The 15,142-nt window shown below is 63.7% G+C and carries 15 protein-coding genes and 1 tRNA gene; 8 read left to right on the top strand and 8 right to left on the bottom strand.

Annotation, left to right across the window (positions count from 1 at the left end):
• The first annotated feature begins 476 nt into the window (after window positions 1-476).
• The 4 genes from AC628_RS32285 to AC628_RS32300 all read left to right on the top strand — a co-directional run bounded on the left by AC628_RS32285 (window position 477) and on the right by AC628_RS32300 (window position 3,041).
• Window positions 477-773, top strand: a complete 297-nt coding sequence (locus AC628_RS32285; RefSeq protein ID WP_074130798.1) for a hypothetical protein — start codon at window positions 477-479, stop codon at window positions 771-773.
• 155 nt (window positions 774-928) lie between these two features.
• Window positions 929-1,156, top strand: a complete 228-nt coding sequence (locus AC628_RS32290) for a hypothetical protein (protein WP_074130799.1) — start codon at window positions 929-931, stop codon at window positions 1,154-1,156.
• Between the two features lie 641 nt (window positions 1,157-1,797).
• Window positions 1,798-2,547: a lytic murein transglycosylase gene (locus AC628_RS32295; protein ID WP_502689798.1), complete on the top strand. Its 750-nt coding sequence runs from the start codon at window positions 1,798-1,800 to the stop codon at window positions 2,545-2,547.
• 86 nt (window positions 2,548-2,633) lie between these two features.
• Window positions 2,634-3,041: a hypothetical protein gene (locus tag AC628_RS32300; protein ID WP_074130801.1), complete on the top strand. Its 408-nt coding sequence runs from the start codon at window positions 2,634-2,636 to the stop codon at window positions 3,039-3,041.
• 8 nt (window positions 3,042-3,049) lie between these two features.
• Here AC628_RS32300 and AC628_RS32305 read toward each other — a convergent pair whose 3' ends face one another.
• Window positions 3,050-3,436: a YciI family protein gene (locus tag AC628_RS32305; protein WP_074130802.1), complete on the bottom strand. Its 387-nt coding sequence runs from the start codon at window positions 3,434-3,436 to the stop codon at window positions 3,050-3,052.
• A 556-nt stretch (window positions 3,437-3,992) separates the two neighbouring features.
• Here AC628_RS32305 and AC628_RS32310 point away from each other — a divergent pair.
• Window positions 3,993-4,066 (top strand) — tRNA-Gly (locus AC628_RS32310).
• Window positions 4,067-4,227: 161 nt separating this feature from the next.
• Here AC628_RS32310 and AC628_RS32315 read toward each other — a convergent pair.
• Window positions 4,228-4,608: a hypothetical protein gene (locus AC628_RS32315; RefSeq protein WP_074130803.1), complete on the bottom strand. Its 381-nt coding sequence runs from the start codon at window positions 4,606-4,608 to the stop codon at window positions 4,228-4,230.
• 460 nt (window positions 4,609-5,068) lie between these two features.
• Here AC628_RS32315 and AC628_RS44410 point away from each other — a divergent pair, with 460 nt between their 5' ends.
• On the top strand, window positions 5,069-5,218 hold the full coding sequence (locus tag AC628_RS44410) for a hypothetical protein (protein WP_168193498.1): 150 nt from the start codon (window positions 5,069-5,071) through the stop codon (window positions 5,216-5,218).
• Window positions 5,219-5,596: 378 nt separating this feature from the next.
• Here the strand turns inward: AC628_RS44410 and pyk are convergent, their stop codons facing one another.
• The 6 genes from pyk to AC628_RS32350 all read right to left on the bottom strand — a co-directional run bounded on the left by pyk (window position 5,597) and on the right by AC628_RS32350 (window position 12,071).
• Window positions 5,597-7,012: a pyruvate kinase gene (gene pyk / locus AC628_RS32325; protein ID WP_074130805.1), complete on the bottom strand. Its 1,416-nt coding sequence runs from the start codon at window positions 7,010-7,012 to the stop codon at window positions 5,597-5,599.
• A gap of 3 nt (window positions 7,013-7,015) precedes the next feature.
• Window positions 7,016-8,311: a glycerate kinase type-2 family protein gene (locus tag AC628_RS32330; protein ID WP_074130806.1), complete on the bottom strand. Its 1,296-nt coding sequence runs from the start codon at window positions 8,309-8,311 to the stop codon at window positions 7,016-7,018.
• Window positions 8,312-8,340: 29 nt separating this feature from the next.
• Window positions 8,341-9,702 (bottom strand): oxalate/formate MFS antiporter, encoded by a 1,362-nt coding sequence (gene oxlT, locus AC628_RS32335; protein ID WP_074130807.1) that lies wholly within the window; start codon window positions 9,700-9,702, stop codon window positions 8,341-8,343.
• Between the two features lie 62 nt (window positions 9,703-9,764).
• Window positions 9,765-10,547, bottom strand: a complete 783-nt coding sequence (locus AC628_RS32340) for a fumarylacetoacetate hydrolase family protein (protein ID WP_074130808.1) — start codon at window positions 10,545-10,547, stop codon at window positions 9,765-9,767.
• 5 nt (window positions 10,548-10,552) lie between these two features.
• On the bottom strand, window positions 10,553-11,572 hold the full coding sequence (locus tag AC628_RS32345) for a 2-dehydropantoate 2-reductase (RefSeq protein WP_074130809.1): 1,020 nt from the start codon (window positions 11,570-11,572) through the stop codon (window positions 10,553-10,555).
• A gap of 85 nt (window positions 11,573-11,657) precedes the next feature.
• Window positions 11,658-12,071, bottom strand: coding sequence for a CBS domain-containing protein (locus AC628_RS32350; RefSeq protein ID WP_074130810.1), 414 nt, complete (start codon window positions 12,069-12,071; stop codon window positions 11,658-11,660).
• Between the two features lie 230 nt (window positions 12,072-12,301).
• Here AC628_RS32350 and AC628_RS32355 point away from each other — a divergent pair, with 230 nt between their 5' ends.
• Together AC628_RS32355 and gcl are read left to right on the top strand one after the other, a co-directional pair.
• The gene (locus AC628_RS32355) at window positions 12,302-13,144 is read left to right on the top strand and encodes an IclR family transcriptional regulator (protein WP_074130811.1); all 843 of its coding nucleotides are present in this window, start codon (window positions 12,302-12,304) and stop codon (window positions 13,142-13,144) included.
• A gap of 191 nt (window positions 13,145-13,335) precedes the next feature.
• The gene (gene gcl / locus AC628_RS32360) at window positions 13,336-15,123 is read left to right on the top strand and encodes a glyoxylate carboligase (RefSeq protein ID WP_074130812.1); all 1,788 of its coding nucleotides are present in this window, start codon (window positions 13,336-13,338) and stop codon (window positions 15,121-15,123) included.
• Window positions 15,124-15,142: the final 19 nt, after the last annotated feature.

The following is a 15,142-nucleotide window of genomic DNA, read 5'->3' on the forward strand; positions in this document are numbered from 1 at the left end:
TTGGTCATGTACTGCGCAATGATCGAAACAGAATCTGGTCCTATTCTAACTTGTCTACTTGGGTAGACAAGGGAGTTTTAACGGTGCATTGTTCCACAGCCATATGTCGGCTGTTTGTTCGCGTCAGCAGCCTGCACTCGGAGCTTTGACGACGCGCATATCCGGTGAGGAGAAGGCGGCAAAAATGACAGAGACCGTCAGCTGTAACGGTCTGTCGCGCCTTCGCTGCGTCTCGGTGCTTTGCGTGCGTTCGCGTGATCCTCGGCCATGCGCGTTCGTCGGCGGCGGATCTCGCTGCATCGAACATCGTCACGTTGAACTCGTGACCATGATGATGTCAGCGGTTCCGGCGGAAGGAACTGGCCCGATCGCGTTTCGATGACACCATCCGCGACGACGGCTCAGTTGCTTGTCATCACTTGACTCTATGTTCTTGTTTTGTTCTAATTGCCTCACACCGTGAATAGGAGGCCGCCATGGACAACCGAATCAGCGAAATTCGCAGGCAGATCAGGGCGCTGCGCGTCAGCATGCTCGAGGCCGAGGCCATCATGCGACAGCAGATCAACCGGGACGAGGACTGCGCCTTCGTTGCCGGGGACCTCCTGAAGATGCGGCTGGTGATGAGCCGTCTGGTCGAAGAGCGGGCCGTGCTGGGCGACCGCGACCCGATCATCGTGCATGCGAGCGTTGCTCCGCGCCGCCGGGCGGCGACACCCGTCTTTCTTCGCGCGGCGAAGAAAGAACTCGTCGCCGGCGAAGCGCGTGCCTGATGACGCCGTCAGGACGCAGCGGCTGCGCGCCGAGTTGCGCGCACTCGATTCATCCGTGAACCGGCTCAGGCGTGCCGGGCGCGACAGTGCGTCTGTGCAGCTTTTGCTGTCGCGCAAGCGCGCCGAGCTGGAAGATGTGATTTGCCGGAGGAAAGATGAGAGAGCCGCTTCGGTATTTCCACGACAGCGATGATCATGCGCCCTGGATCAAGGCGCTGGCCGAGGTTCGGCACATGGCAACGCGGGAAGGCTGGTGCTTTCACCACGTGCAGGCGATCATCGTCGCGATCGACCAGTATGCGGAGGCCGCACTCGGCAACCGCGAGTTCTTCCTCAACCGCCCGCAGACCGTCGGCCCGAGGCGGCGAGGCGAGGTGCCGTAGCGCGTTTTTGAGCGGGCGGTCGCGATCGACACGCGGCTTTTCTCGCGTCCTGTTCGAGAGAGCGGAACGAAGAGCAAAGCTCGGACAGGTCATGCCGCGAGAATACGAAGGTGTGTCCCATTCTCATCTGTCATCGCCCGGCTTGACCGGGCGATCCAGTACGCCGCGGCCTCTCGGCTCAAGCACTGGCGTCTCTGGAATACTGGATCACCCGCTTTCGCGGGTGATGACACTGCGTTGTGCGGCATCCTGGATCGAGAACCATCCCCAGTGTCGTCCTAGCCTAGTGCGCAATTGCGCACGGGAGCCAGGACCCATAACCCCAAATCTTAATTGATGCGCGACGCTGGGGCCGCGATCCCGTTCATCACCGAATTCGGTGGTTATGGGTCCTGGCTTTCGCCAGGACGACGGCTGTGAATATGGACTCATCCGGGCTACCGGCCGGGATGGTCAACCCGCCACAGCCGACATATCGTGACGATCTGCGGCCGAATCTGAGGCGGATCGTTCATCGCCGGGTCATGTAAATCCGGCCATCGTCAGCGCCGCGCCCGCGGGGGCGGCGGCACATTTATCGGAGGAGGTTTCGGATGATCAGGGGCTGGCAGATCGCGACGTCGGCACTCGCCATCGTCGTGATGGTTGCAACGCTGGGCACGGAGGCGAACGCGGCGCAGTGCGGCAACGGGCCCGGCGGGTTCGAAGCCTGGAAGGAGCAGTTTGCCGGCGAGGCGCGGGCCAAGGGCGTCGGCGCCACCGCGATCGACGCGCTGATGCAGGTGCATTATGCCAGCGCGACGATTGCCGCGGATCGCGGCCAGCGCAGCTTCGGCCTGTCGCTCGAGCAGTTCATGGCCAAGCGGGGATCGGCGACCATCGTGGCGCGCGGCCGTTCGCTGAAGCAGTCGCAGGCGGCGATGTTCGCTTCGATCCAGCAGCGCTACGGCGTGCCGCCGGGACCGCTGATCGCGATCTGGGGCATGGAGAGCGGCTTCGGCAGCCAGCGCGGCAACCAGAACATGCTGTCGTCGATCGCAACGCTGGCCTATGACTGCCGGCGTCCGGAGTTCTTCACCGAGCAGCTCTATGCCGCGCTGAAGCTGATCGATCGCGGCAGCCTGTCCGGCAGCACGCGCGGCTCGATGCATGGTGAGATCGGCCAGACCCAGTTCATGCCGAAGAACGTCCTCGCCTATGGTGTCGGCAATCTCGACGTCGCCGCCAATGCGCTGGCCTCGACGGCGAACTTCCTGCGCGCCAATGGCTGGCGCGCCGGCGCCGGCTATCAGCCCGGGGAACCCAACTTTGCTGCGATCGAGGCATGGAACGCGGCAGGGGTCTATCAGAAGGCGATCGCCATCATGGGGCGGCAGATCGACGGCCAATGAGCGCGGGGAGCGGTTCCTTCATCCCCTGTTAACGCAACGGTGCCCAGATCGTTTGCGGTGAAACGGAGCAGGTGGAGACAGGCTCCATGCTCAAGAACGGCACCTATGCGGCGTGGTTTCGCACGTCGCTCGCTGATGGCACCGGCACCGTGCACGTCGCCGACGGCAGGCTGTGGGGCAGCGATGCCATCATGCGCTACGACGGCACCTATGAGGTCGACGGCGAGCGCTTCTCGGTCGTCCTCACCGCTACGCGGCACTCCGAAGGTCATCAGACAGTGTTCGGCACCGACGATCTCGTGGTGCGGCTCGAAGGACTAGCGAGCGGCACGATCGCGACCGCCACCGGCGGGGCCGACGCCGTGCCCGATCTCGCCTTCGAGGTGACGCTGATTCCGAGCCAGGACGTGACGCCCGAGCCGCCGCCGGATCTGCCGATGCCGAAGTTCGATCCGGGCAAGCTGCCGAAATTGCCGAAGCGCTCCAGCCGCTGAACAGATTGCTAGGCGTCGATCGGGCCTGCGGTCTCCGGAAATGCCGTGCCGGGGATAAAGAGCTTCAGCGCGCGAATCTCGTAGACGGCCGACGGATTGACGCTGCGCAGGTCGCGCGCCGCGGCGATCGCCTCCGCTTCATCGGCGCAGTTGATCACGTAGAAGCCGAGCAGTTGCTCCTTGGTTTCCGCGAACGGGCCGTCGATCACGACGCCGTGGCCCGGCCCGCGCAGGGTGCTGGCCTTGCGGGTCTCGCCGAGCCGGGCAGCCGGCCCGAGCCGGCCCTTCAGCCGTTGATGGACCTCGCGCAGACCCGCCATCACGGCTGCGTCCTCATCGGCATTCCACGACTTGACCTCGGCTTCGACGTGATAGGCTAGGATGGCATAAAGCATCTAGTGAACTCCTCATTTCTGATGCGGCAGGCGCTGACGCGCGACGATGTTCGAGCATGATCTTTCCGGAAAACCGCTTCGCACCTTTCCGGATCATGCCTAGGACGTCTCGCGCCCGCCCACGCCGACATTTCATGTGTAGCGGATCAGACCGATTTTATGCTGCGACAAGGTATCCCGCGGGTCGTGGCGGCGGCGAATCGCGCCGCCCGAACAGCAAAAAAGGCGCGGCGGAGTTGCTTCCGCCGCGCCCCCGGTTTTGATGTCTCGCTGGTCCAGGGCTGAGAGCGCCCCGATGCCAGGCTGATTGCTCAGCGCCTAGCGGGCGATCCCAGCGAGGTGACAGCGCTTGAGACAAGACACTAGATCACCTCCTTTCTTTGTTGATGGGACCAGCAATATAGGTGGCGAATCTGCCGCTGTTAAGGCCGCGGTCCGTCCGATCCGCGCCAGGAACCGGGCCCAATGCGCGGGCATATTGCCGTGGACCGGCGCACAAGCACGCCCGCCGAGGCAGTTGAGACGGCCGCCGGGCCGTGTTAGGGGATCGTCCGATGCGGGTGTAGCTCAATGGTAGAGCAGCAGCCTTCCAAGCTGAATACGAGGGTTCGATTCCCTTCACCCGCTCCAAAATCATTTCAATGATTACAGCGAGTTATGCAGCGTGATGCTACGTAAGCAGCTAGTTTAGCTGTCGCGCAGGGTGCCCCGAATCATTCGGGATTGCCGAAAATACACAAAACGGCCTGTGGATAAATAAAAGCCGCCTCAGTGGGCGGCTTATGTTTGGCTCAGCGAGAATCAGGGTGCGACTCGTGAGAGCGAAGCAGAAAGTCTATCAGGCTGCGCACAGTGGCGCGATCTTCCGCAGCATCGGTCCCGGTGTATTGTTGAGGGTTTCTATTCGCCCACGACTCCAGCACTCGCACCCCGGATGGGGAGCCATCTAGGCGCAGCGCGTATATGCAATAGCCTGTCCAGCTTCGATGAAATCGTAGCCATCCATTTTCGAAATATACGAACCATTTGTCTTCCATCTCTTGCGGTATCAGGCCAAACATTAAATGCTCGGCATCCGCATCCGTGAAGAATGCATCAAATCCCAAAGGTTCGCGTTCATCCGGCAAAGGCAAATGCTTCCACGATGAGCTAGTAGCTTTCTTCGTTTCCATATCTCGTCCAGTTGTCGCGCATCGCACGTGTTGATGATGAGTTGATTATGCTCGGTGAAACACAGTTATGCGCATAGTCACACAACGCGCTATTGATGCGTGAGCGTTTTTCACGATATCGGGGAACTTTCGGTGGTGGTTCAATAACTTACACGGCTTCCGCATGAGGCGGCATGAAGTGCCATTATGATGTCCGCGCAGCCTTCCAAGCTGAATACGAGGGTTCGATTCCCTTCACCCGCTCCAGTATTTTCAATCACTTGCGGCACGGTCTCGACACCATTCGGGCAAAGGTGCTGCTGCTCCCTCAGTCAAAATCCGCGCTTTGGTTCGCGCTGCGCGATGCCGGCCAGACCACGCCGAGCGCCTGGCGGGGCGCGCTGCAACGGCGCGCGGCATCCGTATTGAACTCGGCCGAAGATAGGGGCGACAAACGATCGGTAGACTGGAGGACCACGACATGCCCGACTGGATTCTCGCGCCGATCTGTGTGCTCGCACTGGGCGGCTTTATCTGGTTCGCGTTTCGACAGGGGTTTAAGGTCAAGCCTGACGAGAACAACCGCGACCATCCGACTTTGCCGCTTGGGCCGGACGGGTCGTGGCGCTAACGGCGGTGTGAGATCGTCGCGGGGCCCGAGGGCGCCGAGGATGGGTATCAATGGCGTCGTTTGCGGTCGGCGATCCTACATCCTTTGGAGTATGCCGATCGTCACGTGAACTTTCTGGCCCGGTGTGTAGACCTAATGCTACCGGGATTTTGCATTTCCTTCCTGGGGCTAGAGCCGACGCCGTCCGCATGCATTTTAAGCGGGCGGTGTTGTGCTGATCTGAACCACCGCCCCGTCGCAGCATCCCGCTCCCGCGCGCGGAGGCGGCCCTTGAAGCGAATACCCACGAGCGAAGCGATCATCACCGTCGCCTTGTTGGTGATGTTCGCGCTCGTGATCTGGTTTGGCGCCATGCCCTGAGCCTCGGGCGCCGCCCTGTCAGGGGAGCGATACGACTCGCAGATTGTTGGTGCTTCCCGCCTGCCCGAAGGGAATGCCGGCGACGACGACCAGCAGGTCGCGGCTTGACGCAAACTGCTCGGCGCGCGCGAGCGCCGTCGCGCGCTCGACCATCTCCTCATAGCTCCCGACATCGTCGGAAAGGACGCTGTGGGCCCCCCAAAGCAGGCACAGGCGGCGGGACACTTCTCGGCTTGGGGTGATGGCGAGGATCGGGAGGCTCGGCCGCTTGCGCGCGACGCGCGCGGCGGTGGTGCCGCTCGACGTGTAGGCCACGATGGCCGCGGCGTGAACCACGGAGGCGAGGTCGGCAGCGGCCGTGGCGACGGCATGCGGCGGTGTCTGCTCCTCGCCGGGCTGGGTCGCCTCGACGATCGAGCGGTACATCTTGTGCTGTTCGGTGCTGCGGATGATGCGATCCATCATCTCGACGGCCTCGCGCGGATAGCGGCCCGTCGCGGATTCCGCCGACAGCATCACGGCGTCCGCGCCATCGTAGATCGCGGTCGCAACGTCGGAGACTTCCGCGCGCGTCGGCGTGGGCGCGGCGACCATGGAGTCCAGCATTTGCGTGGCGACGATCACGGGCTTCACCGCGAGACGGCAAGCCCGCACCAGCTCCTTCTGACGCCCCGGTACGTCCTCGTCCGGAATTTCGACGCCGAGATCTCCGCGCGCAACCATGATGGCGTCGCACAGCTGGATGATGTCGTCGATCCGCTCGAGCGCCGCCGGCTTCTCGATCTTGGCCATCAGGCCGGCGCGGTCGCCGACGAGGCCTCTCGCCTCGATGATGTCGGAGGGTTTTTGCACGAACGACAAGGCGACCCAATCCACGCCGAGCTTCAGCCCGAACGCCAGATCGAGGCGGTCCTTGGTGGTGAGCGGCGAAAGATCGAGCACCGTGCCCGGCAGATTGACGCCCTTGTGGTTCGAGATCGTGCCACCGACGATCACCTTGGCTTCGATGAAATCGTCACTGAGCCCGGCGACGCGAACGCGGACCCGGCCGTCGTCGATCAGAAGGTCGTGGCCAGGGGCCACCGCCGCAAAGATTTCCCGATGCGGAAGCGGAATTGCGGATCGGTCGCCATCCGATCCGGACAGCACGAACCGGATGGTCTCTCCGGCCGCCACAGCAATCTTTCCATCGCGCAGGGTGCCGACGCGGATCTTCGGACCCTGGAGGTCCATCAGGATGCCGATCGGCCGGCCGACTTCCTGTTCCAGCTTCCGGATCGCGGCGTGGACGGTCGCGTGGTCGCTCTGGGTTCCGTGGCTGAAGTTCAGACGGAACGTATCGACGCCTGCCAGCAGCAGCGCCTTGAGCATCTCGGGGGAACTGCTCGCTGGGCCGACGGTTGCGACGATCTTGGCCCGTCGATGACGACGCATGGGTCACCTCATTGCTGGCTTGCCGGCCGCGATCAGCACGGCTCTGACATCGTTGACATTGGTAAGCGTTGGCCCGGTGCGCACGAGGTCTCCAAGGCGGTCGAAGAAGGTGTAGCTGTCATGGGCTGCCAAATAGGCCCGTGCGTCGAGGCGATCCGCGGCGGCGCGCCGCAGCGTATCCGGACCGATCAAAGCGCCGGCAGCATCTTCCGTTCCATCAATTCCATCGCTGTCGCCGGCAATCGCCCAGATGTCGGACGCACCGGACAGGGCGACGGCAAGCCCGAGCAGGAATTCGGTGTTGCGGCCGCCGCGGCCCGCCGGCCCGCGTCCGATCGTGACCGTCGTCTCACCGCCGGACAGCAGCACGGCAGGCGCAGGGCCGGGCTGCGCGTGCTGCGCGACCGACCGGGCGATTCCCGCCATCACGGTTCCGAGTTCGCGAGCCTCGCCTTCGATCGCATCGCCAAGGATGATCGGATTGAGACCTTCATCCTGGGCCGCGCGGGCTGCAGCGTCCAGTGCGAGGGACGGCGCGGCGAGGATGCGGACATCGGCATCGATCTCGCCGGGTTTCGGCGTCTCGTCGGCTTGCGCGAGGACAAGCTGCGCTGCTTCTGGCAGCTCGATTGCAAAGCGCCGGATGATCTCTTGCGCATCGGCCTTTGTGCTGGGGTCCGGGAGCGTGGGACCGGAGGCGATCGCCGCCGGGTCGTCGCCGGGAATGTCGGAAATCACCAGCGTGGTGACGTGGGCGGGACGGGCGGCGAGGGCCAGCCGTCCGCCCTTGATCGCGGACAAATGTTTGCGGACGACGTTCATCTCGGCGATCGTCGCGCCGCTCGCAAGCAGTGCACGGTTGACCGCCTGCTTGTCGGCAAGCGTCATCGGGGATGCGGGAAGGGTCATCAGGGCCGAGCCGCCGCCGGACATCAGGGCGATGACGAGATCGTCTGCTGAAAGTCCCTCGACGGCGCGCAGCATGCGAAGGGCGGCGGCCTTGCTCGAGTCATCCGGAACGGGGTGAGATGCCTCGAGCACGTCGATGCGGCCCGCGGGAACCGAATGGCCGTGGCGCGTCACCACGACACCGGAAAGGTCGACGTCAGGCCATGCCGCCTCGAGGCCGGCGGCCATCGCGGCCGAAGCCTTGCCGGCGCCGATGACAATGCATCTGCCCTTCGGCTTTGCCGGCAGGTCGCGTGCGATGGTCATCCTTGGATCGGCGCTGGCGATGGCCGCATCGAAGATCTTCCGGAGCGCAGTCCGAGCGCGCAAGTCCGTCCATGTGTCGCTCAATCGCTACGCTCCGGCCAATAGGTCTCGCATTATGGCGTCTTCTTGAGACTGTCGTAAGACGCCGGTGTCTCCAGTAGATGATTTTCGCCGAGGACCGGCTGTGCGCGCGCGATTGAGCCGCAAGCCCTCCCTTCACTGCCCAGAATGAACGCACGCCGCATCGGCTTGATCACCAGCAAGGCGGTGAGGGCCGCGGTGGCATTGAGCGCCACCGCGACGATGAACACGGCCTGCCAGCCGAACTGCGAGGAGATGATGCTCGCGAGCGGGACGAGCAGCGCCGCGGTGCCCTTCGCGGTGTAGAGCATGCCGTTGTTGGTGGTTGCGTATTTGGCGCCGAAGGTGTCGCCCGACGTCGCCGGGAACAGGCTGTAGATTTCGCCGAACACGCCGAAATAGATCGCCGTGGCGAGCACGAAGACCACCGGAATGTGGCCGTAGACGGACAGCGTCAGCAGCATCAGTGCCGCTGTCGCGAACGCAATGAACATCGTGTGCTCGCGGCCGATCGTGTCGGAGACCCAGCCAAAGAACGGGCGGCCGAAACCGTCGAAGACACGATCGAGCGAGATGGCAAACGTCAGTGCCGCCATCTGGAAGCCCACGAGCGTCACCGGCGTGTCCGCGATCTTGAAGTCATGGGCGATCGGCCCGATCTGCGCGGCGGTCATCAACCCGCCGGAAGCCACCATGACGAACACCAGGTACATCACCCAGAAGATCGGGGTACGCAGCACCTGGGGCGGCGTGTAGTCGATCGCGCTCTGCGGCAGATTGAGCCGCTTCTTCCTGGGTGCCTCGACGCCATGCGGCGGGTGGACGAACCAGGCCAGCAGGAGAACCGTGAGGCCCTGTCCGATTCCGAACGTCAGGAAGGTGGTCTGATAGCCGCTCGCGGCAATCATGTTGGCAATCGGCACGACGGTGAGGGCAGCGCCCGCGCCAAAGCCTGCGGCGGTCGCGCCTGCGGCGAGGCCGCGCCGGTCCGGAAACCATTTCAGCGCATTGCCGACGCAGGTGCCGTAGACCGCGCCGGCGCCGATGCCCGCGACAATTGCCGCGGCGTAGAGCATGACGAGAGACGCGGCGAATGAGTTCAGCACCCAGGCCAGTCCGATCATCAGCCCGCCGAACATGATGACGATGCGGGGGCCGTATTTGTCCACGAACCAGGCCTCCACCGGCACCAGCCACGTCTCCGTCATCACGAAGATCGTGAAGGCGAGCTGGATGGCTGGACGGCCCCAGTGATATTGCGCGTCGATCGGATCAACGAACAGCGTCCACCCGTATTGCAAGTTGGCGATCATCGCCATGCAGACGATGCCGATCGCGAGCTGAAGCCAGCGGAAGCCGCCGGGCGACGATACCAGTTTCGTGCTGGAGATCATGTGCGCTCCCAAAGCAGGTGTTGGTCGTTTGGTCCGGCGTCAGGCGGTCGTCGTGCCGCCGCCTACTGACGAAATTCGTTGGTCAATTCGCCAATGCCGTCGATCGCGACGGTGACCGTATTGACCGGCTCCTTCATCACGCCGACGCCAATCGAAGTCCCGCAGCAGATCAGGTCGCCCGGCAACAGCGTCATGTCGTGTGATATCTTGCTGACCAGCGCCTGCGCGCTGAAGATCATGTCCGCGATCGGGTAGTTCTGGCGCTCGACACCGTTGAGGATGGTGCGAACCACGAGGCGCGCGGGGTCGAGGCCTGAGGCGATGACGGGACCGAACGGGCCATATCCGTCGAAGCCCTTGGCCCGCGCCCATTGCGGGAAGGTCGGATCGCGATTGAGGATGTCCGCTGCGGTGACGTCGTTGGTGCAGGTGTAACCGAAGATGAAGGCGTCGGCCTGTTCGGGGGCAACCGCCGTGCAGCTTTTGCCGATGACGATGCCGAGCTCGCCTTCGTAGGTGGTCTTGCCGTCGTAGCCGACCGGACGCGTGATCACTGCACCAGGCTCGGTCACGCTGGTCGCAGCCTTCAGCAAATACAACGGTTCGGCCGGCTCAGGTGATTGCAGCTTGGCCGCCAGCGCGTGGAAATTGTTCCAGAGCGCGATGATCTTGCTCGGCTCGGTCGGTGCGAGCAACTCGACATCGGTGAGCTGCAGCGTTTGTCCGGTCGGTCGTGTGTCGCCGAACATCTCTCCTGCATGCACGGAGATGCCGGACGGGGTGAGTTGCCCGAAGCCGATTTCGGCATGGTGGCGGAAGCGAACCCAGCGTGTCACGTCGGCCATCGGGATCACGCGACCGCAAGTGATTGTGCTTCGGCGACGCCGGCGGCCCCGTCATAGAGGCCGGCCAGCCTGGTACGCTGCGCCACCAGCGCCAGCACCGCGTCGAGAGCGGGCGTCGCAATCCCGGTCATCCGGCCCATCTCCTGCACCACGGTGATCAGGGGATCGATCTCGACCGGACGCCCACGCTCGAGATCCTGCAGCATTGAGGTCTTGTGCGCGCCGACCTTGCGTGCGCCCTCGATGCGGCGCTCGACATCGACCCGGAACTTGACGCCGAGGCTTTCCGCGATCGCCTGGGCTTCCAGCATGATCGCCCGGGACAGTGCGCGCGTGCCGGGATTGCTGCAGATCACGTCGAGCGTCGCGTGGGTGAGGGCGCTGATCGGGTTGAAGCAGACATTGCCCCACAGCTTGAGCCAGATCTCGTCGCGGATGCGGTCGAGCACCGGCGCCTTCATGCCCGCCGCCGTGAACAGGGCGGAAAGCTTCTCGACGTCGGGTGTGACCTCGCCGGAAGGCTCGCCGAGCGGAAAGTTGTTGCCATAGACGTGACGGATCACGCCAGGCGCCTCGATCTCGGTCGCCGGGTACACCACGCAGCCGATGGCGCGCGCAGCGCCAAGCTCGCTCCACTGCCGTCCGCCGGGATCGATGCTATCGAGCGTCGATCCTTCGTGCCGGCCGCCGTGCTTGTAGAAGTACCAATAGGGAATGCCGTTGACGGCGGTGACGATGCGGGTCCGCTCACCCAGCAGGGGCCGCATCGGTTCGATGACGCCGGTGATCGAATGCGCCTTGAGGCAGATGATGACGAAATCCTGCTCGCCGAGTTCGGCGGGGTTATCGGTACAGCGAGGATGCACCACACGCTCCTCGTCGCCGATCAGGAGCTTCAGGCCGTTCTGCCGCATCGCGGCGAGGTGTGCGCCCCGCGCGACCAGGCTGACATCGGCGCCTGCGCGCATCAATTCGACACCGAGATAGCCGCCGATGGCACCGGCGCCGTAGATGCAGATCTTCATGAAATCCTCGCGAGCAGGGTGGGGAAACGCTACGAGCCGCAACGGCTCGAGCCGGGTTGCGTGGCAATGGTCTTCGGAACGTCCGTCAGGCCGCGCAGGCGGCTTCCTCCAAGGCAAAGCCGATGTCCCGCATGCTCACGACGCCGACGAGCCGGCCGTTGTCGATGACGGGGATATGGCGGATGTCGTGACGGGCCATCAGACGCTCGACATCGGTGAGCGCGTCTTGCGAGTTGCAGGACAGCAGCGGCCGCGGCGAAATGAACTGCGCGACTTTTGCGGCAAGGCCGCCCGTACCGCGCTCGGCGATCACGGCGACGACGTCGCGCTCGCTGAACATTCCGATCACGGCGGCGTCGACGCTGCGCGAGCCGTTCCTGACCACAAGCGCGCCGACATTGCTGGCGTACATCAGGTTCGCGGCGATGCTGACGGTTTCGCTCGAGCCGATCGTCACCGCGGGCGCACGGTTGGTGCGAAGGATGTCCCCGACATACATGGCATGGTCCTCCCGATTGGGTTGTTAAGAGCCAATCGTGGTATACATTATTCCAGAAGTCAAACAAAAGAATCGAGGCGTTCTTCAATAAGAATGGCAAAAATACTGACCTATTCGCGAGTATTGTCGCCTTGACTTCCATGCTGTTTGGCATGCCATATGCCAATTCTGACGCTCGTTCCCGGCGGGCGATTTCGTTCTGAACCACAACCGGTTAGGGTCAGGTCGTCATGAAAAGAGAGCCGATCCGCCGCAAGCCGTCCGATCCCGATGTTCGCGCGCAACCGGATCCGGATGCACGAGATGGCGGCGTTCAATCCGTCGATCGCGCGCTGCAAATCATGGAAGCGCTTGCCGAGGACGACGAAGGCTATCGGCTGACCGATCTTGCGATCCGCATCGGCCTGCCGCCGTCGACGGCGCATCGGCTGCTGACGACGCTGGAGAATCGCAGGTTCGTGCAGTTCGACCGCGAGGAGTCGAAATGGCACATCGGCGCGCAGAGCTTCGTGGTCGGCTCCACCTTCATGCGCCGGCGCAATTTTTCCGCGCGGGCATTGCCTTATCTGCGCAAGCTGCGCGACCAGACCAGGGAAACCGCAAATCTTGCGGTGGTCGATGACGACTCGATCATCGTCGTATCCCGGATCGAAAGCCGGGAGATCATGCGTTCGCTGACCAAGGTCGGCGGACGCGTGGCATTGATCGCATCAGGCGTGGGGAAGGCGGTGCTGGCCGCTTATTCCGATGCCGACATCAATGCGATCATCCGTCGTCGCGGCATGCCACGCCTGACCGAGAAGTCGATCATTCGGCCGGGCGAGCTGTTCAGGGAATTGGAGACCGTGCGCCGCCAGGGCTATGCGGTAGACGATGAGGAGGCGCGGCTCGGCCTGCGCTGCGTGGCCGCGGTCGTGTTCAACGATTGCAGCGAGCCGTTCGCCGCGGTCTCGGTATCGGGCATGGCGGATCGGCTGACGGATGATCGCTTGCCAGAGATCGGCGCCATCGTGCATCAGATCGCAGCCGAGCTCTCGGCAGAGCTGCGCGGCAGCAGCCGCACGCAACCATAGCAGGCGCAAAGCCTGCTGCTGTTCCTGCCGGTGCGGGTTTCCACGCTTTCGTTGGCGCTAATCACTTGGAGGCATGCAAGAAATCGCGAGCGCTGCCACAGCGTGGAAAATCCCATCGATTGCGTTGAGATCGACGGTCGCGGGCCTGATGATCCTGCTCAGGCCAACTCATAGCGAAGCGGGATCATCACATGAAGATGCGAGCGGTGGATGCGGCAGTCCGCATACTTGAACGCGAGGGGATCACTTGCGCTTTTGGCGTTCCCGGCGCCGCGATCAACCCGCTTTACTCCGCACTGAAGCGCAACGGCTCGATCCGGCATGTTCTGGCGCGGCACGTCGAAGGCGCCTCGCATATGGCGGAGGGCTATACCAGGGCGAACGCGGGCAACATCGGCGTTTGCATCGGCACGTCGGGTCCCGCAGGAACCGACATGATCACCGGCCTCTATTCGGCGATCGCGGATTCGATTCCGATCCTCTGCATCACCGGCCAGGCGCCGCGGGCGCGGCTCTACAAGGAAGATTTCCAGGCCGTCGACATCGAGTCGATTGCAAAGCCGGTGACGAAATGGGCCGTCACGGTGCGCGAGCCGGCGCTGGTGCCGCGCGTGTTCAGCCAGGCTTTTCATGTCATGCGCTCGGGGCGGCCGGGACCGGTGCTGATCGATCTGCCCCTCGATGTTCAACTGGCCGAGATCGAGTTCGACGACGAGACTTATTCGCCGCTGCCGGTCTACAAGCCGACGGCGACGCGCAAGCAGATCGAGAAGGCGCTCGAGATGCTCAACGCCGCGGAGCGGCCGCTGATCGTGGCCGGTGGCGGCGTGATCAACGCCGATGCATCCGAGCTCCTGGTCGCGTTCGCCGAAGCGGTCAACGTTCCCGTGGTTCCGACGCTGATGGCGTGGGGCGCTATACCCGACGATCATGCGCTGATGGCCGGCATGGTCGGCCTGCAGACCAGCCATCGCTACGCCAACGCCACGATGCTCGAATCCGATTTCGTGCTCGGCATCGGCAACCGCTGGGCCAACCGGCATACCGGTTCGATCGAGACCTACACCAAGGGGCGCAAATTCGTCCACGTCGACATCGAGCCGACCCAGATCGGACGGGTTTTCAATCCGGACCTCGGCATCGTGTCGGATGCCAAGGCCGCGCTGGAGATGTTCGTGAGCGTCGCCAGGGAGTGGCGGAAGTCCGGCAGACTGCGCGACCGGCAGGCCTGGCCCGCCGCCTGTCGCGACCGCAAGCGCTCGATGCTGCGCAAGAGCCATTTCGACAACATCCCGATCAAGCCGCAGCGCGTCTATGAGGAAATGAACAAGGCGTTCGGCCGCGACACCTGCTACGTCACCGTGATCGGATTGTCGCAGATCGCGGGCGCCCAGTTCCTCAACGTCTATCGCCCGCGCAACTGGATCAACGCCGGGCAGGCCGGTCCGCTCGGCTGGACATTGCCGGCCGCGCTCGGTGTGCGCGCCGCGGATCCTGACCGCGACATCGTGGCGCTGTCGGGTGACTACGACTTCCAGTTCCTGATCGAGGAGCTCGCCGTCGGGGCGCAGTTCAATCTGCCCTACATCCACGTCGTCGTGAACAACTCTTATCTCGGGCTGATCCGGCAGGCCCAGCGCGGCTTCGATATGGACTATCACGTCCAGCTCTCGTTCGAGAACATCAACGCGCCCGAGATCGGCGCCTACGGCGTCGACCACGTGGCCGTCGCCGAGGGGCTGGGCTGCAAGGCGATCCGGGTGACGGATCCGAACGACGCACAGGCCGCGTTCGCGACCGCGCGCGAGCTGATGGCGAAGCACCGCGTGCCGGTGGTGGTGGAATTCATCCTCGAACGGGTCACCAACATCGCGATGGGGACCGAGATCGACAACATCGTCGAATTCGAGGAGGTGCTCGATCTTCCGCTCGATGACGTGCCGAGCGCACAACGATCCGGCACGCTGTTGCCGGCCTGACGACATCATCCAGCGCTGC

It is taken from the genome of Bradyrhizobium sp. NAS96.2 (assembly GCF_001908235.1).
Classification (GTDB): domain Bacteria; phylum Pseudomonadota; class Alphaproteobacteria; order Rhizobiales; family Xanthobacteraceae; genus Bradyrhizobium.

Bases quoted from the DNA above. Each gene is read 5' to 3' on its own strand.
- AC628_RS32340 (WP_074130808.1), bottom strand. From the start codon at position 10,547: ATGGCCGACGTGACACGCTGGGTTCGCTTCCGCCACCATGCCGAAATC.
- AC628_RS32295 (WP_502689798.1), top strand. From the start codon at position 1,798: ATGGTTGCAACGCTGGGCACGGAGGCGAACGCGGCGCAGTGCGGCAAC.
- gcl (WP_074130812.1), top strand. From the start codon at position 13,336: ATGAAGATGCGAGCGGTGGATGCGGCAGTCCGCATACTTGAACGCGAG.
- AC628_RS32345 (WP_074130809.1), bottom strand. From the start codon at position 11,572: ATGAAGATCTGCATCTACGGCGCCGGTGCCATCGGCGGCTATCTCGGT.
- AC628_RS44410 (WP_168193498.1), top strand. From the start codon at position 5,069: ATGCCCGACTGGATTCTCGCGCCGATCTGTGTGCTCGCACTGGGCGGC.
- AC628_RS32290 (WP_074130799.1), top strand. From the start codon at position 929: ATGAGAGAGCCGCTTCGGTATTTCCACGACAGCGATGATCATGCGCCC.
- AC628_RS32300 (WP_074130801.1), top strand. From the start codon at position 2,634: ATGCTCAAGAACGGCACCTATGCGGCGTGGTTTCGCACGTCGCTCGCT.
- AC628_RS32315 (WP_074130803.1), bottom strand. From the start codon at position 4,608: ATGGAAACGAAGAAAGCTACTAGCTCATCGTGGAAGCATTTGCCTTTG.
- AC628_RS32355 (WP_074130811.1), top strand. From the start codon at position 12,302: ATGAAAAGAGAGCCGATCCGCCGCAAGCCGTCCGATCCCGATGTTCGC.
- pyk (WP_074130805.1), bottom strand. From the start codon at position 7,012: ATGCGTCGTCATCGACGGGCCAAGATCGTCGCAACCGTCGGCCCAGCG.
- AC628_RS32350 (WP_074130810.1), bottom strand. From the start codon at position 12,071: ATGTATGTCGGGGACATCCTTCGCACCAACCGTGCGCCCGCGGTGACG.
- AC628_RS32285 (WP_074130798.1), top strand. From the start codon at position 477: ATGGACAACCGAATCAGCGAAATTCGCAGGCAGATCAGGGCGCTGCGC.
- AC628_RS32305 (WP_074130802.1), bottom strand. From the start codon at position 3,436: ATGCTTTATGCCATCCTAGCCTATCACGTCGAAGCCGAGGTCAAGTCG.
- oxlT (WP_074130807.1), bottom strand. From the start codon at position 9,702: ATGATCTCCAGCACGAAACTGGTATCGTCGCCCGGCGGCTTCCGCTGG.